Source organism: Pseudonocardia sp. UM4_GMWB1 (genome assembly GCF_017312155.1).
In the GTDB taxonomy this organism is placed as follows: domain Bacteria; phylum Actinomycetota; class Actinomycetes; order Mycobacteriales; family Pseudonocardiaceae; genus Pseudonocardia; species Pseudonocardia alni.
Map to the genome: position 1 here is coordinate 883,650 of NZ_QJPN01000001.1, position 20,994 is coordinate 904,643.

21 protein-coding genes are annotated in these 20,994 nt (G+C 73.4%); 18 read left to right on the top strand and 3 right to left on the bottom strand.

Annotated elements, in window-relative coordinates:
- Window positions 1–19: 19 nt before the first annotated feature.
- From folE to DMP15_RS04415, 10 genes are all read left to right on the top strand, one after another.
- Window positions 20–634 carry a GTP cyclohydrolase I FolE gene (gene folE, locus DMP15_RS04370; protein ID WP_374210252.1) on the top strand — a complete coding sequence of 205 codons (615 nt, stop codon included), beginning with the start codon at window positions 20–22 and terminating at the stop codon, window positions 632–634.
- Window positions 635–683: 49 nt separating this feature from the next.
- Window positions 684–1,514 (top strand): dihydropteroate synthase, encoded by an 831-nt coding sequence (gene folP, locus DMP15_RS04375; protein ID WP_073576927.1) that lies wholly within the window; start codon window positions 684–686, stop codon window positions 1,512–1,514.
- The gene (gene folB, locus DMP15_RS04380) at window positions 1,511–1,876 is read left to right on the top strand and encodes a dihydroneopterin aldolase (protein ID WP_073576766.1); all 366 of its coding nucleotides are present in this window, start codon (window positions 1,511–1,513) and stop codon (window positions 1,874–1,876) included. Before folP ends, folB begins: the two co-directional genes overlap by 4 nt.
- Complete coding sequence (gene folK, locus DMP15_RS04385; protein ID WP_337825484.1) at window positions 1,873–2,388, top strand: 2-amino-4-hydroxy-6-hydroxymethyldihydropteridine diphosphokinase; 516 nt, start codon at window positions 1,873–1,875, stop codon at window positions 2,386–2,388. The genes folB and folK overlap by 4 nt, the downstream gene beginning before the upstream one ends.
- Window positions 2,385–2,921, top strand: a complete 537-nt coding sequence (locus DMP15_RS04390) for a DUF3180 domain-containing protein (RefSeq protein ID WP_073576764.1) — start codon at window positions 2,385–2,387, stop codon at window positions 2,919–2,921. The genes folK and DMP15_RS04390 overlap by 4 nt, the downstream gene beginning before the upstream one ends.
- 47 nt (window positions 2,922–2,968) lie before the next feature.
- Window positions 2,969–4,840: a PrsW family glutamic-type intramembrane protease gene (locus DMP15_RS04395; RefSeq protein ID WP_337825485.1), complete on the top strand. Its 1,872-nt coding sequence runs from the start codon at window positions 2,969–2,971 to the stop codon at window positions 4,838–4,840.
- A gap of 222 nt (window positions 4,841–5,062) precedes the next feature.
- The gene (locus DMP15_RS04400; protein ID WP_062398462.1) at window positions 5,063–5,986 is read left to right on the top strand and encodes a Rossmann-like and DUF2520 domain-containing protein; all 924 of its coding nucleotides are present in this window, start codon (window positions 5,063–5,065) and stop codon (window positions 5,984–5,986) included.
- Window positions 5,983–6,870 carry a pantoate--beta-alanine ligase gene (gene panC / locus DMP15_RS04405; protein ID WP_161151818.1) on the top strand — a complete coding sequence of 296 codons (888 nt, stop codon included), beginning with the start codon at window positions 5,983–5,985 and terminating at the stop codon, window positions 6,868–6,870. Before DMP15_RS04400 ends, panC begins: the two co-directional genes overlap by 4 nt.
- A 22-nt stretch (window positions 6,871–6,892) precedes the next feature.
- Window positions 6,893–7,303, top strand: coding sequence for an aspartate 1-decarboxylase (gene panD, locus DMP15_RS04410; RefSeq protein WP_073576761.1), 411 nt, complete (start codon window positions 6,893–6,895; stop codon window positions 7,301–7,303).
- A 10-nt stretch (window positions 7,304–7,313) separates the two neighbouring features.
- The gene (locus DMP15_RS04415) at window positions 7,314–8,117 is read left to right on the top strand and encodes a type III pantothenate kinase (RefSeq protein ID WP_337825486.1); all 804 of its coding nucleotides are present in this window, start codon (window positions 7,314–7,316) and stop codon (window positions 8,115–8,117) included.
- A 32-nt stretch (window positions 8,118–8,149) separates the two neighbouring features.
- Here DMP15_RS04415 and DMP15_RS04420 read toward each other — a convergent pair whose 3' ends face one another.
- Entirely contained in the window at window positions 8,150–8,908 is a 759-nt protein-coding gene (locus tag DMP15_RS04420; protein ID WP_337825487.1) for a class I SAM-dependent methyltransferase, read from the bottom strand.
- 159 nt (window positions 8,909–9,067) lie between these two features.
- Between DMP15_RS04420 and lysS the strand changes: the two genes are divergently transcribed.
- From lysS to DMP15_RS04440, 4 genes are all read left to right on the top strand, one after another.
- A complete protein-coding gene (gene lysS / locus DMP15_RS04425; RefSeq protein WP_073576925.1) occupies window positions 9,068–10,525 on the top strand; it encodes a lysine--tRNA ligase in 1,458 nt (485 codons plus the stop codon).
- A gap of 277 nt (window positions 10,526–10,802) precedes the next feature.
- Window positions 10,803–11,150, top strand: a complete 348-nt coding sequence (locus tag DMP15_RS04430; protein ID WP_073576759.1) for a histone-like nucleoid-structuring protein Lsr2 — start codon at window positions 10,803–10,805, stop codon at window positions 11,148–11,150.
- Between the two features lie 79 nt (window positions 11,151–11,229).
- Window positions 11,230–12,057 carry a siderophore-interacting protein gene (locus DMP15_RS04435; RefSeq protein ID WP_073576758.1) on the top strand — a complete coding sequence of 276 codons (828 nt, stop codon included), beginning with the start codon at window positions 11,230–11,232 and terminating at the stop codon, window positions 12,055–12,057.
- 230 nt (window positions 12,058–12,287) lie between these two features.
- On the top strand, window positions 12,288–14,831 hold the full coding sequence (locus tag DMP15_RS04440; RefSeq protein ID WP_073576757.1) for an ATP-dependent Clp protease ATP-binding subunit: 2,544 nt from the start codon (window positions 12,288–12,290) through the stop codon (window positions 14,829–14,831).
- A 127-nt stretch (window positions 14,832–14,958) separates the two neighbouring features.
- Here DMP15_RS04440 and DMP15_RS04445 read toward each other — a convergent pair whose 3' ends face one another.
- Window positions 14,959–15,675, bottom strand: coding sequence for a nucleoside/nucleotide kinase family protein (locus DMP15_RS04445; protein ID WP_073576756.1), 717 nt, complete (start codon window positions 15,673–15,675; stop codon window positions 14,959–14,961).
- Window positions 15,676–15,703: 28 nt separating this feature from the next.
- Here DMP15_RS04445 and DMP15_RS04450 point away from each other — a divergent pair, with 28 nt between their 5' ends.
- Complete coding sequence (locus DMP15_RS04450) at window positions 15,704–16,738, top strand: YihY/virulence factor BrkB family protein (protein ID WP_073576755.1); 1,035 nt, start codon at window positions 15,704–15,706, stop codon at window positions 16,736–16,738.
- A gap of 4 nt (window positions 16,739–16,742) precedes the next feature.
- Here the strand turns inward: DMP15_RS04450 and DMP15_RS04455 are convergent, their stop codons facing one another.
- Window positions 16,743–18,218 (bottom strand): helix-turn-helix domain-containing protein, encoded by a 1,476-nt coding sequence (locus DMP15_RS04455; RefSeq protein WP_337825488.1) that lies wholly within the window; start codon window positions 18,216–18,218, stop codon window positions 16,743–16,745.
- A 191-nt stretch (window positions 18,219–18,409) separates the two neighbouring features.
- Here DMP15_RS04455 and exaC point away from each other — a divergent pair, with 191 nt between their 5' ends.
- The 3 genes from exaC to DMP15_RS04470 all read left to right on the top strand — a co-directional run bounded on the left by exaC (window position 18,410) and on the right by DMP15_RS04470 (window position 20,981).
- Window positions 18,410–19,933 (top strand): acetaldehyde dehydrogenase ExaC, encoded by a 1,524-nt coding sequence (gene exaC / locus DMP15_RS04460; RefSeq protein ID WP_073576753.1) that lies wholly within the window; start codon window positions 18,410–18,412, stop codon window positions 19,931–19,933.
- Window positions 19,933–20,334: a DUF779 domain-containing protein gene (locus DMP15_RS04465; protein ID WP_073576752.1), complete on the top strand. Its 402-nt coding sequence runs from the start codon at window positions 19,933–19,935 to the stop codon at window positions 20,332–20,334. The genes exaC and DMP15_RS04465 overlap by 1 nt, the downstream gene beginning before the upstream one ends.
- Window positions 20,335–20,396: 62 nt before the next feature.
- Complete coding sequence (locus tag DMP15_RS04470) at window positions 20,397–20,981, top strand: cysteine hydrolase family protein (RefSeq protein WP_073576751.1); 585 nt, start codon at window positions 20,397–20,399, stop codon at window positions 20,979–20,981.
- Window positions 20,982–20,994: the final 13 nt, after the last annotated feature.

Here is a 20,994-nt window from a genome sequence, read left to right on the forward strand (position 1 = left end):
GGACGGACGCTCCGGACCGGTGGAGTCCGCCGCGGTGGCGGCCGGGGTGACTCGGGCCGTACCCGGCGGGATCGACCTGGACCGTGCGGAGCGCGCCGTCCGCGAGCTGCTGATCGCGGTCGGGGAGGACCCGGACCGCGAGGGTCTCAAGGAGACCCCGGCCCGGGTCGCGCGCGCCTACGGCGAGATCTTCGCCGGGCTGTTCGTCGACCCGGACACGGTGCTGGAGAAGACCTTCGACGAGGGCCACGGCGAGCTCGTGCTGGTCAAGGACATCCCGATGTTCTCCACCTGCGAGCACCACCTCGTGCCCTTCCACGGGGTGGCCCACGTCGGCTACATCCCGGCCGTCGACGGCCAGGTCACCGGCCTGTCCAAGCTGGCCCGGGTGGTCGACCTGTACGCCAAGCGACCGCAGGTCCAGGAGCGGCTGACCGCGCAGATCGCCGACGCCCTGGTGCGCAAGCTGAACCCGCGCGCGGTGATCGTCGTGCTGGAGGCCGAGCACCTGTGCATGGCCATGCGCGGCATCCGCAAGCCGGGGTCGCGCACCACCACCTCGGCGGTGCGCGGGCTGTTCAAGAGCTCGGCTACCTCCCGCGCGGAGGCGCTCTCGCTGATCAGGGGGCGGTGACGTGGTCGCCCCCGGTGGAGCGTTGCCGGAGCTCGGCCGCTGCGCGGTCATGGGGATCCTGAACGTCACCCCCGACTCGTTCTCCGACGGCGGCCGCTACGTCGACCGGTCGCACGCCGTCGCGCACGGTGTCGCGATGCGCGACGCCGGGGCCGACCTCGTCGACGTCGGCGGGGAGTCGACCCGGCCCGGCGCGCAGCGGATCGACGCCGCGACCGAGCGGGACCGCGTCCTGCCGGTGGTGCGCGAGCTCGTCGCCGCGGGCGTGCGGGTCAGCGTCGACACGACCCGGTCCGCGGTCGCCGAGGCCTGCGTCGAGGCCGGTGCGGCGATGGTCAACGACGTCTCCGGCGGCCTGGCCGACCCGCGGATGGCCGCGGTCGTCGCCGAGTCGCGGACGCCCTGGGTGATCATGCACTGGCGCGGGCACAGCGCCGGCATGCAGCAGCTCGCGGGCTACGAGGACGTGATCGGCGAGGTCCGGTCCGAGCTCGTCGCCCGGGTCGACCACGCCGTGATGGCCGGGGTCGATCCCGGCCGCATCGTGCTCGACCCCGGTCTCGGGTTCGCCAAGAACGCCTCGCACAACTGGGCGCTGCTGCGCCGGCTCGACGTGTTCGTCGACCTGGGGTTCCCGGTGCTGGTCGGGGCCTCGCGCAAGCGGTTCCTCGGCGAGCTCCTGGCCTCGGCCGAGGGCGAGCCGCGCACCCCGCCGGGCCGCGACATCGCGACCGCCGCGGTCAGCGCGCTCGCCGCCAACGCGGGCGCCTGGGGCGTGCGGGTGCACGACGTCGAGTCCACGATGGACGCCATCGCGGTCGCCGCCGCCTGCCGGCTCGGTGCCTCGCGCCCCCGCACCCCGCGGGAGACCGGGCGGTGAGCGACCGGATCGAGCTACGGGGTCTGCGGGTCCGCGGGAACCACGGCGTGTTCGACCACGAGCGTCGCGACGGCCAGGAGTTCGTCGTCGACCTGGTGGTGCACGCCGACCTCGCGCCCGCCGCCGCCTCGGACGACCTGGCCGACACGCTGCACTACGGCGAGCTCGCCGAGCTGGCTGCGGGCATCGTCGGCGGTCCGGCCCGGGATCTCATCGAGGCCGTCGCCGGGGAGATCGCACAGGCCGTACTGGACTCCGACGCCCGGGTCGCCGCCGTCGAGGTGACGCTGCACAAGCCGTCGGCGCCGATCCCGCTGACCTTCGACGACGTCGCGGTCGTCCTGACCCGGAGCCGGGCGTGACCCGCGCGATCCTGTCCCTCGGCTCCAACCTGGGCGACCGGGCCGCGCACCTGCGCACGGTCGTCGCGGACCTGGGGGCGGCCGTCGTGGCGGTGTCGCCGGTGTTCGAGACGGCGCCGTGGGGCGTGACCGACCAGCCGGACTTCCTCAACGCGGTGCTGGTCGCGGAGGACCCGGAGCTCGATGCGTGGGGCTGGCTGCGCCGGGGGCAGGCACTCGAGGACGCCTCGGGCCGGGTCCGCGAGCAGCGGTGGGGGCCGCGCACCCTCGACGTCGACGTCGTCCAGGTGACCGACGACGGCGCCCCGGTCACCTCGGACGACCCGGAGCTGCTCCTGCCGCACCCGGGCACCCCCGACCGGGCCACCGTGCTGCTGCCGTGGCTGCTCGCCGAGCCCGGGGCCGTCCTGCACGGGCACGGGCCGGTCGCCGACCTGCTGGACCGTCTCGGCCCGGACGGCCGTGCCGGCGTGCACCGCCGCGACGACGTCGTCCTGCGGGACCCGGCATGACCGCGCCCGGACCGGGCGGACGGCGCTCGGGCCGCGGCCCGGACGACGACCCGCGCCCGACCGTGCGCCCGACCCGGGTCCGCGACGTCGCCGCGATCGCCGTGGTCGCGGCCCTGCTCGGCAACATTCTCGTCCAGCTGACCTACGGGTCGCTGCCGACGCTGCCGGTCGCCGCGGCGGTCGTCGTCACGGTCCTCGCCGCCGCCGAGGCCGCGGGCGGGGTCGTGCTGCGGCGCCGGATCGAGCGCCGGAACGGCGCCGTCCCGGTACCGCCGCTCGTCGCGGCCCGGGCGGTGCTGCTCGCCAAGGCCTCCGCGGTCGGCGGCGCGGTGGTCGCCGGGCTGTGGGTGGCCGTGCTGATGCACACGCTGCCGCGGGCCGCGGTCGTGGTGGCGGCGTTCCGGGACAGCGTCGTCGCCGGGATCGGTGTGGTCAGCGCGCTGCTGCTGATCGGCGCCGCGTTCTGGCTGGAGTACTGCTGCCGGGCCCCCGACGACCCGGACGACACCGACGGTGGGATCCGCTCGACCTGAGGCGCGTCCCCCGCGCGGACGGGGCCGGTTCTCTACGCTGGACGGTCATGACGTCCCCGACGCTCGGCCGCCCGTACACACCGGTGCCGGCGCCGTCGGCCAAGCGACGGGGCGTGCTGCTGCCGGTCGTCGGCCTGGTGGTGCTGGCCCTGCTCGCGGTGATCACGATCGGGGTGCTGCAACGCGCGATCGGGACGCCGGGGGTGATCGTCGGGACCCTGGCCGCGCTGCTGCCGGTCGTGCCGGTGGTGGCGGCGTTCCTCTGGGTGGACCGCTGGGAGCCCGAGCCGCCGCGGATGCTGATGGGCGCGTTCCTCTGGGGCGCCGGGTTCGCCGCGCTGGTCGCCCTGCTGATCAACACGAGCGCCTCGGCGGTGCTCGACGCGGCCGCCGGGCGCGGCGCGGGCGACCTGTTCGGCCCGGTCGTGGTCGCCCCGGTCGTGGAGGAGTTCACCAAGGGCCTGTTCCTGGTCGGGCTGCTGCTGTTCCGGCGCCGCGAGTTCGACGGGATCGTCGACGGCGTCGTCTACGCCGGGATCGTCGCCGCCGGGTTCGCGTTCAGCGAGAACATCCTCTACCTCGGCCGCGCGGTGTCCGAGCCGGAGTCGGCCGGCGTGCTCGCGACGCTGTTCGTCCGCGGCGTCGCCTCGCCGTTCGCGCATCCACTGTTCACCTGCATGATCGGCATCGCCGCCGGGATCGCGGTGACCAGCCGCAGCATCGGGGTGCGGGTGCTGGCGATGATCGCCGGCTACGTCGCCGCGGTGGTGCTGCACGCGCTGTGGAACGGCGCGTCGGTGCTGGCCGCGACGCCCGGCGGCTTCTTCCAGATCTACCTGTTCGTGATGGTCCCGATCTTCGTCGGGCTGATCCTGCTCGTGGTGTTCGCCCGTCGCCGCGAGGCGCGGATCGTCGCCGCGCAGCTGCCCGGCTTCGCCGCCGCGGGCTGGATCGCGCCGAGCGAGGTGACCCTGCTGGCCCGGCTGTCCCGGCGGAAGGGCTGGCGCACGCTGGTGCGGCGCCGCTCCGGCCCGGCCGCGGCGAAGGCCGTCGCCGAGTACCAGTCCGCGGTCACCGAGCTGGCGTTCATGCGGAACCGGATCGCGCGCGGCGCGGTGAAGGAGAGCGCCCACGCCCTGCACGACGAGAAGCTGGCCGCGGTGCTGCGGGCCCGTGCCGTCGCCGTCGGGGTGCCGGAGGCGCTGGTCGCGGCCTGGGCGCGGAAGCGTCCGTCGGACTGGGAGCCGCCGCCCCCGGCCGCGCCGGACGGCAGCTTCTCCGGCCAGTTCCGGATCCCGACCTTCCCCGACGGCGGCGGCGCGTCCGCCTCCGCGGGGCCCGCCGTACCGCCGCTCCCGCCCGGCCCGGACACACTCATGACCGCGGCGCCCTGGGGGCGCCCCGAGGGACCACGGATCGCTCCGTGGTCGGGCGCGTCGCGGACGCCGGCCCCGCAGCCCCCGGCTCCGCCGACACCCGCCCAGCACACCCCGGCCCCGCACGCCTCCGCCGCGCCCGAGGGCGGTGCCCGTCCCGCCGGCCCCCGCGGACCCGGGGAGCCCCGGGTGGCCGATGCCCGTTCCGGTGGTCCGGGCGTGGCCGGCCGTCCGGATGCCCCGGCCCGCCGTCCCGGCCCCGCTCAGGGCCCCGGCCCCTCGGGGACGGGGCCCGGGGCGGTCTCCGGCGGCCGGGCGGCGGGCTCGCCGGCGCCCGGGCATCCGCCGTTCGGTGCCCCGGTGTCCGGCCCCGCCGGACCCGCCCCCGGGGGTGGCGACGAGCACCTCACGCGTGCCGTCCGCCGTCCGGACCCACCCGCCGGCGGGACCCACGGCCGCCACCACGACGACCCGTCGGACCCCGGCCCCACCCGCCCGATGCTCCGTCCGGACGACGACCCGGACCACCCCGCGACCCGGTGATCACCGGTTGTGGAGCGCAGCGTCCGCCCGGTGGGCGCCGGACTCCACAACCGGTGATCATCGTCGTACCGGGACGGGTGAGGCCGGTCTCAGGACCACCCGTCGCCACCCGGCGCGCGTCTACCCTCGCGTCCGGCGCGCGGCCACCGGAGGTCGCGCCACCCGCGGATTGCCCGACCGGTACCCCACCAGGACCGGAACGGGAGGAAACGGATTCTCGTGATGGACTCTGCGATCGATGGCGGTCGCCCCGCGCGGCTCGCGGTCGGGGTGGTCTCGGCCGGTCGGGTCGGTGCGGTGCTGGGCGCCGCGCTCGCCCGCGCGGGCCACCACGTCGTCGCCGCCTCCGGGGTCTCGCAGGCCTCGGTGCGCCGGGCGGAGACCCTGCTCCCCGACGTCCCCCTGCTCCCGCCGGACGAGGTCTGCTCGCGCGCCGACCTGGTCCTGCTCGCCGTCCCCGACGACGTGCTGCCCGGCCTGGTCCGTGGCCTCGCCGCCGCCGGGTGCTTCCGCCCGGGCCAGATCGCCGTCCACACGGCGGGGTCGCGCGGCGTCGCGGTGCTGGACCCGGCGACGGAGCAGGGTGTGCTGCCGCTGGCGCTGCACCCGGCGATGACGGTGACCGGCCGCCCCGAGGACGTCGACCGGCTCGCCGCCTGCTGCATCGGCGTCACCGCCCCCGGCGACCCGGAGCACGGCGACCCGCGCGACGCCGTCGGCTGGAGCGTCGCTGAGGCACTCGTGCTGGAGATGTCGGCCGAGCCCGTCCGCATCCCCGAGGCGATGCGCCCGCTCTACCACGCCGCGCTCGCCCACGGCGCCAACCATCTGACCACTCTGGTCGGGGACTGCGTGCAGTTGCTGGAGACCGCCGGCATCCGGCCCGCGGAGCGGCTCGTCGCGCCGCTGCTGTCGGCCGCGCTGGACAACGCGCTGCGCCACGGCGACCGCGCGCTGACCGGACCGGTCGCCCGCGGCGACGCCGGCACCGTCCGGACCCACCTGGAGCACATCGGTGACGCCGACGCCGACCTGGCCGCCGTCTACCGGGCGCTGGCCGGGCGCACCGCCCACCGCGCCGCCGCCGCCGGGCTCCTCGGCCCCGACGGCGTCCGCGACATCGAGACCGCACTGGAGGAGAAGTGAGCACCCCCGGCTCCACCCGGAACGGCTACGGCACCGGCCGGCTGACCGTGCACGCCGACCCCGCGAAGCTCGCCGCGGTCACCCGCGCGCTGCGCGGTGCGGGCCGCAAGGTCGTCCTCATCCCCACGATGGGCGCCCTGCACGAGGGCCACCGCGAGCTGATCCGGCATGCGAAGCGGATCCCCGGCGCCGTCGTCCCGGTCGTGTCGATCTTCGTGAACCCGCTGCAGTTCGGCGCGGGCGAGGACCTCGACCGCTACCCGCGCCCGATCGAGGCCGACCTCGACGCCTGCCGCGAGGAGGGCGTCGAGCTGGTGTTCACCCCGCAGGTCGAGCACATGTACCCGCCGGGCTCGCAGACCCGCGTCACCGCCGGGCCGCTCGGCGACGAGCTGGAGGGTGCCTCCCGGAAGGGCCACTTCGACGGCGTCCTGACCGTCGTGTCCAAGCTGTTCCACATCGTCGGCCCGGACGTCGCGCTGTTCGGCGAGAAGGACTACCAGCAGCTGACGCTGATCCGCCGGATGGTGCGCGACCTGGACTTCCCGACCCGGGTCGTCGGCGTCCCGACCGTCCGCGAGGACGACGGCCTGGCCCTGTCCTCGCGCAACGTCTACCTCGACCCCGGGCAGCGCCGCGCCGCCGCCGTGCTGTCGCGCGCGCTCGCGGCCGGGGCCGCGGTGTCGGTCCGCGGGCACGACGCCGTGCTGGACGCCGCCCGCGCCGAGCTGGCGACCGAGCCGGAGGTCGACGTCGACTACCTCGAGCTGCGCGACACCGACCTCGGACCGGCCCCCGCCCCGGGCGCCGGGGACGGCCGCCTGCTCGTCGCCGCCCGGGTCGGCGCCACCCGTCTGATCGACAACGCCCCCATCGCGTTCTGACCGCGTCCCGAGGAGAACCGCCGTGAACCGCACGATGATGAAGTCCAAGATCCACCGCGCCACCGTGACGCAGGCCGACCTGCACTACGTCGGCTCGGTCACCGTCGACGCCGACCTGATGGCGGCCGCCGACCTGCTCGAGGGCGAGCAGGTCAGCATCGTCGACATCACCAACGGCGCCCGCCTGGAGACCTACGTGATCACCGGCGAGCCCGGCTCCGGGGTGATCGGCATCAACGGCGCCGCCGCGCACCTGGTGCACCCCGGTGACCTGGTCATCCTGATCTCCTACGGCTCCTACGACGAGGCCGAGCTGCGCGACTACAGCCCGCGCGTCGTCTTCGTCGACGCCGACAACCGGATCGCCGACCTGGGCGCCGACCCGGGGCACGCCCCGGAGGGTTCGGGCCTGCTGACCAGCGCGGCCCGCTGAGGACGACACGGTGCTGCTCTGCATCGATGTGGGGAACACCCACGTCTCGCTGGGGCTCTACCCCGACACCGGGACGGGTGCGGAGGCGCTCGACCCGGAGCCGGACCGGCGCTGGCGGCTGCGCACCGACACCAGTGCCACCGCCGACGAGCTGGACCTGACCGTCACCGGGATGCTCGGCGCGCACTTCCCCGAGGTCACCGCGGTCGCCGCGCTGTCCACGGTGCCCGGGCCGTCGCGGGAGCTGCGCACGCTGCTCTCGCGCTGGTCGGACCGGATGCGGACGCTCGTCGTCGGGCCGGGGGTACGGACGGGCGTGCCGCTGCTGGTGGACCACCCGCGCGAGGTGGGCGCGGACCGGGTCGTGAACTCGCTCGCCGCGCACCACCTGTTCGGCACCACCTGCGTCTGCGTCGACCTCGGGACCTGCACGAACATCGACGTGGTCACCGCGAAGGGTGAGTTCCTCGGCGGAGCGCTGGCCCCGGGCATCGACATCGCGATGCAGGCGCTGGCCGAGCGGGCGTCGTCGCTGCGGCCGGTGGACCTGGTCGAGCCGCGCTCGGTGATCGGCCGGACGACGGTCGAGGCCGTCCAGGCCGGGGTGCTCTACGGCGCCGCCGGGCAGGTCGACGGGCTGGTCCGCCGGATCCTCGCCGAGCTGGGCCCGGACGCGCTGCCGGTCACCGTGATCGTCACCGGTGGGCTCGCGGAGCTCGTCCACGGCCGTGCCGACACCGTCACCCACCACGTCCCGGACCTGACGCTGCACGGGCTGCGGCTGACCCACCTGCGCCACCACCGGCCCCGCTGACCGGGCCCGTGGACCGCGCCCGCCGGCCGGGCTCAGAGCGTGCGGGACCGCCGCACGATCGTGCGCATCGGCATGGTGAAGCGGCCGTCGGCGTCGGCGACCTGCCCGGTCAGGAACTCCCGGGCGGCGGCGAACACCGCGTCCCGGTCCTGCGGGGTGCTCCGCAGCGCCCAGGAGTGCGTGGCGATGTCGGCGAGGTGCTCGTCGACGGTGGTCGGGCGGTCCCAGGTGACGCGGTCCTCCCCGTCGTCGACGAACCAGGGGGAGCCCGGGTGCGGCGTCGCGTCGCCGCCACCGGCCGGGTTGTCGGGCACCCGCCGACCGCGCACGGTGAGCTCGCCGAACTCGCGGATCCAGGCGACGTCGTCGTCCCCGCCGTTCCACAGCCCGGCCAGCACCCCGCCGGGCCGCAGCACCCGCGCCATCTCCGGGGCGGCCCGGTCGAGGTCGAACCAGTGCAGCGCCTGCCCGACCAGGACGGCATCGAGGTGGCCGTCGGGCAGCGGGATGCGTTCCGCGGACCCGGTCCGGGCCTCGACGCCGGGGGAGCGCTCGCGCAGCACCGCGAGCATCGCCGGGTCCGGCTCCACTGCGACGACGTCGAGCCCGCGGGCGGTCAGGACGCGCGTCAGCTTCCCGGTCCCCGCGCCCAGGTCGAGCACGCGGGGCCGTTCCGGGGTCCCGGCCAGTGCCGCGTCGACGGCGGCGTCGGGGTAGGCGGGGCGGTGGTCGTCGTAGGCGCGCGCGACGGCACCGAACGTGCGGCCGCGGTCCACCTCGTCGTCGGGCACCTCCGCACGGTAGGCCGGTGGCCGACCACCGCGCGAGGCCTCGCCGCGGAGGTGGGGGGTGACGACGGGCGCTCCCGGGTACCGCCGATAGCCTGACCTGCCGTGAACACTCCCGGCACACCGTCCGACCCGGCGACCGAGGCCGACCTCCCCGAGCAGATGCGGGTGCGCCGGGCCAAGCGCGCGGAGCTGATCGCCGCGGGCACCGACCCGTACCCCGTCGAGGTCCCCCGCACGCACTCGCTGCGCCAGGTCCGCGACGCCCACCCGGACCTGCCCGCGGACACCGCGACGGGCGAGACCGTGGCCGTCGCCGGCCGGGTGATCTTCGTGCGGAACACCGGCAAGCTGTGCTTCGCGACGCTGCGCGAGGGCGACGGCACCGAGCTGCAGGCCATGCTCTCGCTCGACCGGGTCGGGGCGGAGGCGCTGGCCGGCTGGAAGTCCGTCGTCGACATGGGTGACTTCGTCGCGGTGCGCGGTGAGGTCATCACCTCGCGACGGGGCGAGCTCTCGGTGATGGTCGACGAGTGGTCGGTCGCCGCGAAGTCGGTCCGGCCGCTGCCGACCGCGCACAAGGAGCTCTCGGAGGAGAACCGGGTCCGGCAGCGCTACGTCGACCTCATCCTGCGCCCGCAGGCCCGCGAGACCGTGCGCGCGCGGTCCACCGTGCTGCGGACCGTCCGCGAGTCGCTCACCGGCCGCGACTTCATCGAGGTGGAGACGCCGATGCTGCAGAACCTGCACGGCGGTGCCACTGCGCGTCCGTTCGTGACGCACGCGAACGCACTCGACTCCGATCTGTATCTGCGGATCGCACCGGAGCTGTTCCTGAAGCGTTGCGTGGTCGGTGGTATCGAGCGCGTCTTCGAGCTGAACCGGGTGTTCCGGAACGAGGGCATCGACTCCACGCATTCCCCGGAGTTCGCGATGCTGGAGGCCTACCAGGCCTACGCGACCTACGACGACATGGCGGTCCTGACGCGGGAGCTGATCCAGTCCTCGGCGCAGGCGCTGTTCGGTTCCACCACGGTGCGCCACCACGACGGCACCGAGCACGATCTCGGTGGCGAGTGGCGATCGGTGACCATCTACGGATCGGTGTCCGAGGCCGTCGGGCGGGACGTGACGCCGGACACGGAACTGTCGGAACTGCAGCGGATCGCGCACGCCCACGACGTCGACATCACCGATTACCCGACGGCCGCACAGATCGTGCTGGAGTTGTTCGAGAAGCTGGTCGAGCACACCCTGCACGAGCCGACCTTCGTGCGCGACTTCCCGGTCGAGGTGCGGCCGCTGACCCGTGCGCACCGCGACGACCCGCGGCTGTCGGAGTCCTGGGACCTCATCGTCTTCGGCGTGGAGCTGGCCACGGCCTACTCCGAGCTGGTGGACCCGGTCGAGCAGCGGGAACGCCTGCACGCCCAGTCGCTCAAGGCCGCGGCGGGCGACCCGGAGGCCATGCAGCTCGACGAGGACTTCCTGCGCGCCATGGAGTACGGCATGCCGCCCACCGGTGGGATGGGAATGGGTATCGACCGTCTCCTGATGACCCTGACCGGCCTCGGAATCCGCGAGACGATCCTGTTCCCGCTGGTCCGCGGCGAGTCCTGAACCGGTTCCGAACGCACATCCGACGACGTCCCCGGCCGCGAACAGCGACCGGGGGCGTCGTGTTTGGCGGACCCGTACGAGTGGTGTCGAACTCGGTTCGCCGTATTTCGCCGTACCCAGGTCGACGACACGAACATTTCTCGGATACTCTCGGATTCGAGTCGGAACCGGTACCCGGTGGCCTCATATTGCGTCCTGCTATTGCATCGCGCAGTCGCCGATGTCCGCCCCGGTCCCTCATCATGAACGTGTTCGGCCATTCAGGGAGGCTGCGGAGATGGCGCAGATCAAGGAAGTCCGGCTCGTCGACGATCTGACCGGTGACGCGGCGGACGAGACGATCGAGTTCGGTCTCGACGGACGCAACTACGAGATCGACCTGTCCGACGGGAATGCGAAGAAGCTGCGCGACGTGCTCGCCGACTACGTCGCGGCCGCCCGTCGCGCCGGTGGCGCGGCCCGTCGGCGCAGCAGCGGCTCGTCGGGCGGGGCGGCCCGCCGCCCGTCGGTCGACCGCGAGCAGAACCAGGCGATCCGCGAGTGGGCCCGCAACCGCGGGATGAAGGTCTCGGACCGCGGCCGCATCCCGGCCGAGGTGCTCGAGGCCTACCACCAGGAGAACTAAGGTCTGCCTTACCCGGCGGGGCGGGGGAGGGGTACCGTCGCGACGGCCCCTTCCCCTCTCGTCGTTGGGAGGCAGCCTGATGGCCCGCCCCGTCACCGATCTCCGGGTGCTCCGCACCGAACGCCTGAGCCCGCACATGGTGCGCGTCGTCGCCGGTGGCGACGGCCTGGCGGCGTTCCCCGTCACGGAGCACACCGACCGCTACGTCAAGATCCTCTTCCCGCTCCCCGGCGTCGACTACCCCGAGCCGCTGGACATGGACCGGGTGCACGCCGAGCTGCCGCGCGACCGGTGGCCCGCCCAGCGGACCTACACCGTCCGCTCGCTCGATCACGCCGCAGGCGAGCTCGTCATCGACTTCGTCCACCACGGCGACACCGGCCTCGCCGGCCCGTGGGCGGCCGCCGCCCGCCCGGGCGACCGGCTGCGGATGCTCGGCCCGGGCGGCGCCTACGCCCCGGACCCGGACGCCGACTGGCACCTGCTCGTCGGCGACGAGGCCGCGCTGCCCGCGATCTGCGCCGCGCTCGAGCGGATCCCGGCCGGGCGACCGGTCGTCGCCGTCCTGCAGGTGGACGGTCCCGGCGACGAGATCGACGTGCCGACGGGCCCCGGGGTGGACGTGCGGTGGCTGTACCGCATCGACGCCGGGGGCGACCCGGACTCGGAGCAGCTGCCCGCCGTCGTCGCGGGTCTGGAGTTCCTCCCCGGGCGCGTGCACGCCTTCGTGCACGGTGAGGCGATCGCCGTGCGCGAACTCCGCAGGCACCTCACCCGCGAGCGCGGCGTCGCCAAGGACGACCTGTCGATCTCCGGGTACTGGCGCCGCGGGCGCGACGAGGAGGGGTTCCGGCAGTTCAAGGCGGCCGAGCGGGAGCGCGAGGAGGCCGCTGCCGCGACCGGCTGACGTCCGTCGGGAACACGGCAGGTGTCACCCGTGTTACTGCGGGCACGTACCCCGGTGCACGTCAGGTGGAGGCGCCGGGGCCCCTTCGACCGATACAGTGGTATGTGGTCTCCCGTGAGGGTGGCCTGGCGCGGTGTCACGCGAGGGCGCAGTGTCGGTTCGGGCGAGCCCGGACCGTACGGAGATGCTGGTCGCGCCGTCAGTGAGGCGCAGCAGGCAAGGAGTGCGAATTGTTCGAGAGGTTCACCGACCGAGCGCGACGTGTTGTCGTCCTGGCCCAGGAAGAGGCCCGGATGCTCAACCACAACTACATCGGGACCGAGCACATCCTCCTTGGCCTGATCCACGAGGGAGAGGGCGTCGCCGCGAAGGCGCTCGAGTCCCTCGGTATCGCTCTGGAGGGCGTGCGACAGCAGGTCGAGGAGATCATCGGCCAGGGGCAGCAGGCCCCGTCCGGGCACATCCCCTTCACCCCCCGGGCGAAGAAGGTGCTGGAGCTGTCGCTGCGCGAGGCGCTGCAGCTCGGCCACAACTACATCGGGACCGAGCACATCCTGCTCGGCCTCATCCGCGAGGGCGAGGGCGTCGCGGCCCAGGTGCTGGTCAAGCTGGGCGCCGACCTCAACCGTGTCCGTCAGCAGGTGCTCCAGCTGCTGTCCGGCTACCAGGGCAAGGAGCCGCAGGAGAGCGGCACCGGTGGCCGTGGCGAGGGCACGCCGTCCTCGTCGCTGGTGCTGGACCAGTTCGGTCGCAACCTCACCCAGCAGGCCCGTGAGGGCAAGCTGGACCCGGTCATCGGCCGGGAGAAGGAGATCGAGCGGATCATGCAGGTCCTCTCGCGGAGGACCAAGAACAACCCGGTGCTGATCGGCGAGGCCGGCGTCGGCAAGACCGCCGCCGTCGAGGGCCTCGGCCAGGCGATCGTCAAGGGCGAGGTCCCGGAGACGCTGAAGGACAAGCAGCTCTACACCCTCGACCTGGGCTCGCTGGTCGCCGGTTCCCGCTACCGCGGTGACTTCGAGGAGCGCCTCAAGAAGGTGCTCAAGGAGATCCGCACCCGCGGTGACATCATCCTGTTCATCGACGAGATCCACACCCTGGTGGGTGCGGGTGCGGCCGAGGGCGCGATCGACGCCGCCTCGATCCTCAAGCCGATGCTTGCCCGCGGCGAGCTGCAGACCATCGGTGCGACGACGCTCGACGAGTACCGCAAGTACGTCGAGAAGGACCCCGCGCTGGAGCGCCGCTTCCAGCCGATCCAGGTGTCCGAGCCGTCGGTCGAGCACACGATCGAGATCCTTCGTGGTCTGCGTGACCGGTACGAGGCGCACCACCGCGTCACGATCACCGACGACGCACTGGCCTCGGCCGCGACGCTGGCCGACCGCTACATCAACGACCGCTTCCTGCCGGACAAGGCGATCGACCTGATCGACGAGGCCGGCGCCCGGATGCGCATCCGCCGGATGACGGCTCCGCCGGACCTGCGGGAGTTCGACGAGAAGATCGCGAACGTCCGCCGGGACAAGGAGTCGGCGATCGACGCCCAGGACTTCGAGCGGGCCGCGCACCTGCGCGACCAGGAGAAGACCCTGCTCGGCGAGAAGGCCGAGCGCGAGAAGCAGTGGAAGTCGGGCGACCTCGACGTCGTCGCGGAGGTCGACGGTGAGCAGATCGCCGAGGTGCTGGGCAACTGGACCGGCATCCCGGTGTTCAAGCTGACCGAGGAGGAGACGACCCGTCTGCTCAAGATGGAGGACGAGGTCCACAAGCGGATCATCGGCCAGGAGGACGCGGTCCGCTCCGTCTCGCAGGCGATCCGTCGTACCCGCGCCGGCCTGAAGGACCCGAAGCGCCCGTCCGGCTCGTTCATCTTCGCCGGCCCGTCCGGTGTCGGTAAGACCGAGCTGTCCAAGGCGCTCGCCAACTTCCTGTTCGGCGAGGACGACGCCCTCATCCAGATCGACATGGGTGAGTTCCACGACCGCTACACCGCCTCGCGGCTGTTCGGTGCCCCTCCCGGGTACGTCGGCTACGAGGAGGGCGGCCAGCTCACCGAGAAGGTGCGGCGCAAGCCGTTCTCGGTGGTGCTGTTCGACGAGATCGAGAAGGCGCACCAGGAGATCTACAACACGCTCCTGCAGGTGCTCGAGGACGGCCGTCTCACCGACGGCCAGGGCCGCACGGTCGACTTCAAGAACACCGTGCTGATCTTCACCTCGAACCTGGGTACCCAGGACATCTCGAAGGCCGTGGGACTGGGCTTCTCCTCCGGTGGCGACGAGAAGTCGAACTACGAGCGGATGAAGACGAAGGTCAACGACGAGCTGAAGAAGCACTTCAGGCCGGAGTTCCTCAACCGCATCGACGACATCATCGTCTTCCACCAGCTCAACCAGGAACAGATCATCCAGATGGTCGACCTGATGATCGGGCGGGTGGAGAAGCAGCTGGCGAACAAGGACATGGGCATCGAGCTCACCGACAACGCCAAGAAGCTGCTGGCCCACCGCGGGTTCGACCCGGTCCTGGGCGCCCGGCCGCTGCGCCGGACGATCCAGCGGGAGATCGAGGACCAGCTGTCGGAGAAGATCCTGTTCGGCGAGATCGAGGCCGGGCAGATCGTCATCGTCGACGTCGAGGGCCTCGACACCTCCGCGGAGGAGGGCTCCAACGCCTGGTCGGACAAGGCCAAGTTCACCTTCCGCGGTGAGCGCAAGCCGTCCGAGCCGGTGCCGGACACCCCGCCCACCGCGCTGGCCGGCGAGGAGTGAGACAGACCCACGCATGACGGCGGCGGGCCGTCCCGGGAACTCCCGGGGCGGCCCGCCGTTGTCGGTCCGGAGCCCGGTTCCGACCCCGGCCCGGTGGCCCCCAGGGGAACTTTCGAGGCGTAGAGCGCTACGAAGGTTCCCCTGGGAGCGGGCCGGGGGGGTGGTCGGGCAGCGCGACGACCAGGTCGGCCCGGTGCCGGGACGCCTCGACGAGTCGGGCGTTCGGCTCGTCGGTGCGCTCGACCCACACCCGGGCCGCCTCCAGGGTCTTGCCGAAGCGCACGTGCCGCGCGACCAGGCGCTCCAGCCGGAGCGCCTCGTCGGTCTCGTGGAACCACACGGCGTCGAACCCTGCCCGCACCGCCCGCCAGCGGGGGGTGTCGAGGAGCAGGTAGTTGCCCTCGCTGACCACGAGCCGGCACTGCGGGTGCACCGGGACCGACCCGGCGACGGGCTGCTCGATCTCCCGGTCGAACGCCGGGGCGTACACCGGGCCCGCGCCGTCGTCGGGGGTGAGCCGCAGCCGGGCGAGCAGCGCGGCGTAGCCGTCGGCGTCGAAGGTGTCGGGGGCGCCCTTGCGATGACGTCGGCCCAGCCGGTCCAGCTCGACGTCGGCGAGATGGAAGCCGTCCATCGGGACATGGGCGACCCAGCCGGGGCCGAGCCCGTCCGGGGGCGTGGCGGCGAGCGCCCGGACCAGGGCCAGCGCGACGGTCGTCTTCCCGGCCCCGGGGGCCCCCGCGATGCCGAGCACCGCCCGTCGTCGTCCGGCGGCGAGCGCCCGGGCGCGCTCCACCAGCTCGTCGAAGCGGTCGGTCCGTGCCGGGGTGTCCACGAGCGTCATTCTTTCCGCCTGCGGCTAGGTTCTGCGCATGAGCTCGGTGCGCCCGGTCCCCGAGACCCGGCTGATGACCGGCGAGGAGCTCTCCGCCGACGACGCCGCCCACACGCTGCGCCGCTACGGCCTCGGGCACCTGCTGTCCGCGGGCTTCCTGCGCTTCCGCTACGGCGACGGCTTCTCCCACGCCCGCGCGTTCGGCCTGCAGCTGGCGCTCGCCGCCGTCCCGCTGATCATCGCCGGGGTCGGGCTGTCCGCCGCGGCGGGCGCCGAGGGCGCCTCGGAGGTCGTCGCCCGCACGGTGCTGGCGCTGTCCCCCGGGACCAGCGACGAGCTGGTCGCCGAGGCGGTCCGCGGTGCCGGAGCGGGGGAGGCCGACCCGGACGACCCCGGTGAGCAGGCCGAGCGTGACGACACCCCCACCGGGGAACGCGGTGAGCTGGTCCTCGCGCTCGGCCTGCTCACCGCGTTCGCCGCGGCGACCTCGGCGTTCGCGCAGCTGGAGCGGGGCGCGAACCGGATCTACGGCACCGAGCGGGACCGGCCCGCGCTCGCCAAGTACGCGCGTGCCGCGGCGCTGACCGCCACCGCGGGCGTCGCCATGGCGACCGGGCTGCTGCTGATCGTGGCGGGGGAGCCGTTCGGGGACGCGGTGCGCGAGGTGTACCGGTGGGGTGCGGTCGCCGAGACGGTGTGGGACGTCGTGCGCTGGCCGGTCGGGCTCGCGCTGCTCGTCGTCGCGGTGACGGTGCTGCTGCGGTTCGCGCCGCGCCGTCGCCAGCCGGGACTGTCCTGGCTGGGCGCCGGGGCCGCGGTCACGGTGCTGCTGTGGCTGGTCGCGTCCGGACTGCTGGGTCTCTACGTCGCCGTCGCGGACACCTTCGGTGAGACCTACGGGCCGCTGACGGCGGTGATGGCCCTGCTGATCTGGGCGAACATCAGCGGGGTCGCGTTGCTGGCCGGGGTGGCGCTGTCCGCGCAGCTGGAGGCGGTGCGTGCCGGTGAGGAGGACCCGCGGCTGCCCGACTCCGACGACGACGGCATCCCCGACCACACCGACCCGGACTGAGCGCTCAGCCGAGCTCGTCGTGCCGCGGGTCCGACGACGGCAGCAGCGCTCGCAGCCGGTGGCGCAGCTCCTCGTCGTCGGTGCCGTCGCCCCGGCCGGCCCGGACCAGGGTCCACAGCGCGTCCGGGTCGTCGGCCCGCAGCAGCGCCGACCGGACGGCGACGGCGAGCTGCTCGCGGGCCCGGCGGATCTCCGGTGCGTCGGAGGTCGGCAGCAGCGGCCCACGGGCGGCCTCGGCCGCGGCGTCGCGGACCCGACCCTCCCGCAGCGCCGCGCGCAGCCGGAGGAAGTCGGCGTCGACGTCGGCGACGAGCCGGTAGGGCTGGGTCCGCACCGTGTCCTCGCCGACGGCGCGCCGCAGCCGGTGCACCTCGGCGCGCACGGTGATGGCGCGGCCGCCGTCGCCGTAGAGGGCGGCGGCGAGCTGGTCGGCGGTCAGACCCTCCGGGTGCAGCGCCAGCAGCGCGAGGACCTCGGCGTGCCGCAGGCCCAGGCGCGCCGGGCGCCCGTCCCGCCGGGCGACGACGGGGGTACGCGCCCCGAGCAGCGGCAGTGTCAGGGCCGTCCGGACGGGTCCGCCCGGGGGCAGCCGCAGCAGCCAGCCCTCGCCGAGCGGCTCCAGCACCCCCGCGACGGGCCCGCCACCCAGCGGCACCCCGCCGACCGCGACGCCGTCGACGACGACCCGGTCCCCGCCGTCGGGCAGGGCGATCCGCTCCGGGAACTCACTGCCCGGCGACGCGGCCAGCACCCGCCCGTGCGCGGACAACAGCGCGCCCGGGGTGCCGCCGAGTCGGGTCAGGTGCGGCCAGTACTCCTCGCGCAGCCGCCGGTCATGGGCCTCGGCGATGGCCAGCAGCCGGTGCTCGGCCAGCCGCGCGGCCGCGGTGACCAGGGCCAGCGTCGTCGGGTGGAAGCTCTCCTCCGGCCCGGTGACGTCGACGGTGCCCACCACGCGTCCGGTCGCCGGGTCGCGCACCGGGGCGGCCGCGCAGGTCCACGGGTGGTAGGCGCTGACCAGGTGCTCGGCGGAGTGGATGCGGACCGGCGCGGCGCCGGCCAGCGCGGTGCCCATCGCGTTGGTCCCGACGGTGTCCTCGCTCCACCGGGTGCCCTCCACCAGGTCGACCCGCTCGGCCCGGGTCAGCACCGCGCGGGCGCCCTCGCGCCACAGGATCCGGCCCTTCCCGTCGGTCACGATCATCATGTGCCGGGCCTGCTCGGCGGCGTCGGTCAGCGTGTCGCGCAGCACCGGCAGCACGGACGCGAGGGGGTGCGCCGCCCGCCGGTCGGTGAGCTCGGCGCGGTCGTAGTCGTGCGGGGGACGGGCGCGTTCCGGGTCGACCGCCGCGGCCAGCGAGCGGGCCCAGGAGGCGCGGACCTCGGGCCGGACCCCGGCGCCGCGCGCACCGGGGGAGCCGCCGAGCACGGCGTCCCGTGCCTGCTCGTACACCCGGCGATCCGCGTGCTGCGCTGCCACGTCCTCACCATACGGTCAGCTTTGCCTTACCTGAATCGAATCCGCGTCATCGGCACTCACCGGAGGGTCAGGTTCCGCATCTGCGTGCAACTTCCGTGCAACCCCCACCTTCCTAGTGTCGGCGGTCACGCGCAACGTGCGTTCCGCACCGCGCCCTCGGTTCGACGAAGCACCTCAGGGAAGGACCATTCATGGCCGTCTACGCCAACCCCGGTCAGCCGGGCAGCGTCGTCTCCTTCAAGCCGCGCTACGAGCACTTCATCGGCGGCGAGTACGTCGCTCCGGTGAAGGGCCAGTACTTCGAGAACCCCACCCCGATCACCGGTGAGAACTTCACCGAGGTCGCCCGGGGCACCGCGGAGGACGTCGAGAAGGCGCTCGACGCCGCGCACGCCGCCGCACCGGCGTGGGGGAAGACCTCCGCGGGTGAGCGGGCGAACATCCTGAACAAGATCGCCGACCGGGTCGAGGCCAACCTCGAGCTGATCGCCATCGCCGAGTCCTGGGACAACGGCAAGGCCTGCCGCGAGACCCTCGCCGCCGACATCCCGCTCGCCGTCGACCACCTGCGCTACTTCGCCGGTGCGATCCGGGCGCAGGAGGGCACGTCGTCGGAGATCGACGCCGACACCATCGCCTACCACTTCCACGAGCCGCTGGGCGTCGTCGGCCAGATCATCCCGTGGAACTTCCCGATCCTGATGGCGATCTGGAAGCTCGCCCCTGCGCTCGCCGCCGGCAACGCGATCGTCCTGAAGCCCGCCGAGCAGACCCCGGTCTCGATCCACGTGCTGCTCGAGCTGGTCGCCGACCTGCTCCCGCCGGGCGTGCTGAACGTCGTCAACGGCTTCGGCGTCGAGGCAGGCAAGCCGCTGGCGTCGAACAAGCGCATCCGCAAGATCGCCTTCACCGGTGAGACCACCACCGGCCGGCTGATCATGCAGTACGCCTCGGAGAACCTGATCCCGGTCACCCTGGAGCTGGGTGGCAAGAGCCCCAACATCTTCTTCGACGACGTCGCCTCGCAGCAGGACGCCTTCTACGACAAGGCGCTCGAGGGCTTCGCGATGTTCGCCCTCAACCAGGGCGAGGTCTGCACCTGCCCGTCGCGCGCCCTCGTCCAGGGCGGCATCTACGACGAGTTCATCGAGCAGGCCGTCAAGCGCGTCGAGCAGATCAAGCAGGGCAACCCGCTCGACACCGACGTCATGATGGGTGCGCAGGCCTCGAACGACCAGTTCGAGAAGATCCTCTCCTACATCGACATCGGCCGGCAGGAGGGCGCCAAGGTCCTCGCCGGTGGCGAGAAGGCCGAGCTGGGCGGCGACCTCGCGGGCGGCTACTACATCAAGCCGACCGTGTTCGAGGGCAACAACCAGATGCGGATCTTCCAGGAGGAGATCTTCGGCCCGGTCGTGTCGGTCGCGCGTTTCAGCGACTACGACGACGCCATGAAGATCGCCAACGACACGCTCTACGGCCTCGGCGCCGGCGTGTGGAGCCGCGACGCGAACACCACCTACCGCGCGGGCCGCGAGATCCAGGCCGGCCGGGTGTGGGTGAACAACTACCACGCCTACCCGGCGCACGCGGCCTTCGGTGGCTACAAGCAGTCCGGCATCGGGCGCGAGAACCACAAGATGATGCTGGACCACTACCAGCAGACCAAGAACATCCTGCAGAGCTACTCGCCGAACGCGCTGGGCTTCTTCTGATGGGTGAGCCGGACGTCGGCGCCACCCCGACCGAGCGGGTGACGCTGACGCCGGCCGCCGCCGATCTGCTGGTCAGGCTCACCGACCTGCACGGTCCGCTGATGTTCCACCAGTCCGGTGGGTGCTGCGACGGCAGCGCCCCGATGTGCTTCCCGGACGGGGACTTCAGGACCGGCGACTCGGACGTCCACCTGGGAGACCTGCAGGTGGACGGTGTCGGGAAGCCGATCGGCTTCTGGATGTCGGCATCGCAGTACGAGTACTGGAAGCACACGCATCTCACGGTCGATGTCGTCAAAGGACGCGGCAGCGGGTTCTCGGTCGAGGCGCCGGAGGGCGTCCGGTTCCTGATCCGCTCGCGGCTGTTCACCGACGACGAGTACCGGGCGATGCAGGACTGACCACCCCACCACGGCCCGGGACGACCGTCCCGGGCCGTGGTCGTCCCGGCCGAGGAGCACCGATGACGCACACCCTGCGCGGACTGATGGGCCTGCCGGCGGAACCGGCCCCGTTGTCCCGCTCCGCACTCATCATGATCGACCTGCAGAACACCTACACCGAGGGCGTGATGCGGCTGGAGAACGTCGAGCCGGCCCTCGGGGAGGCGGCCGAGCTGCTCGACCGCGCCCGCTCCGCCGGGTCCCGGATCATCCACATCCGGCACGACGCCGGCGAGGGGAGCCCGTACGACGTCACCGCGTCGATCGGCGCCATCCACGACTCGGTCGCCCCGCGCGACGGCGAGGCCGTGGTGACCAAGAACTTCCCCAGCGCGTTCGTCCACACCGGGCTGGCAGAGCTGCTGGAGGGCTACCAGGACCTGGTGCTCGCCGGGTTCATGACGCACATGTGCGTGAACTCCACCGCGCGCAGCGCGTTCTCCGGCGGCTACGTGCCGACCGTCGTCGCGGCGGCCACGGCCACCCGGGCCCTGCCCGGCGTGCACGGCACCGTCCCGGCGTCCGAGGTCCACGACGCGGCGCTGGCCGGCCTCGCCGACCTGCCCGCGATCGTCGTCCCGGACCATAAGGCCGTCCCCTCCTGAGTCCTGCCCCGCC

What these genes read in the sequence shown, in the direction of transcription:
- folP (WP_073576927.1), top strand. Translation starts at nt 684, where the DNA reads ATGGGGATCCTGAACGTCACCCCCGACTCGTTCTCCGACGGCGGCCGC.
- DMP15_RS04390 (WP_073576764.1), top strand. Translation starts at nt 2,385, where the DNA reads ATGACCGCGCCCGGACCGGGCGGACGGCGCTCGGGCCGCGGCCCGGAC.
- DMP15_RS04395 (WP_337825485.1), top strand. Translation starts at nt 2,969, where the DNA reads ATGACGTCCCCGACGCTCGGCCGCCCGTACACACCGGTGCCGGCGCCG.
- DMP15_RS04400 (WP_062398462.1), top strand. Translation starts at nt 5,063, where the DNA reads ATGGACTCTGCGATCGATGGCGGTCGCCCCGCGCGGCTCGCGGTCGGG.
- lysS (WP_073576925.1), top strand. Translation starts at nt 9,068, where the DNA reads ATGCGGGTGCGCCGGGCCAAGCGCGCGGAGCTGATCGCCGCGGGCACC.
- DMP15_RS04430 (WP_073576759.1), top strand. Translation starts at nt 10,803, where the DNA reads ATGGCGCAGATCAAGGAAGTCCGGCTCGTCGACGATCTGACCGGTGAC.
- DMP15_RS04435 (WP_073576758.1), top strand. Translation starts at nt 11,230, where the DNA reads ATGGCCCGCCCCGTCACCGATCTCCGGGTGCTCCGCACCGAACGCCTG.
- DMP15_RS04445 (WP_073576756.1), bottom strand. Translation starts at nt 15,675, where the DNA reads ATGACGCTCGTGGACACCCCGGCACGGACCGACCGCTTCGACGAGCTG.
- DMP15_RS04450 (WP_073576755.1), top strand. Translation starts at nt 15,704, where the DNA reads ATGAGCTCGGTGCGCCCGGTCCCCGAGACCCGGCTGATGACCGGCGAG.
- exaC (WP_073576753.1), top strand. Translation starts at nt 18,410, where the DNA reads ATGGCCGTCTACGCCAACCCCGGTCAGCCGGGCAGCGTCGTCTCCTTC.
- DMP15_RS04465 (WP_073576752.1), top strand. Translation starts at nt 19,933, where the DNA reads ATGGGTGAGCCGGACGTCGGCGCCACCCCGACCGAGCGGGTGACGCTG.
- DMP15_RS04470 (WP_073576751.1), top strand. Translation starts at nt 20,397, where the DNA reads ATGACGCACACCCTGCGCGGACTGATGGGCCTGCCGGCGGAACCGGCC.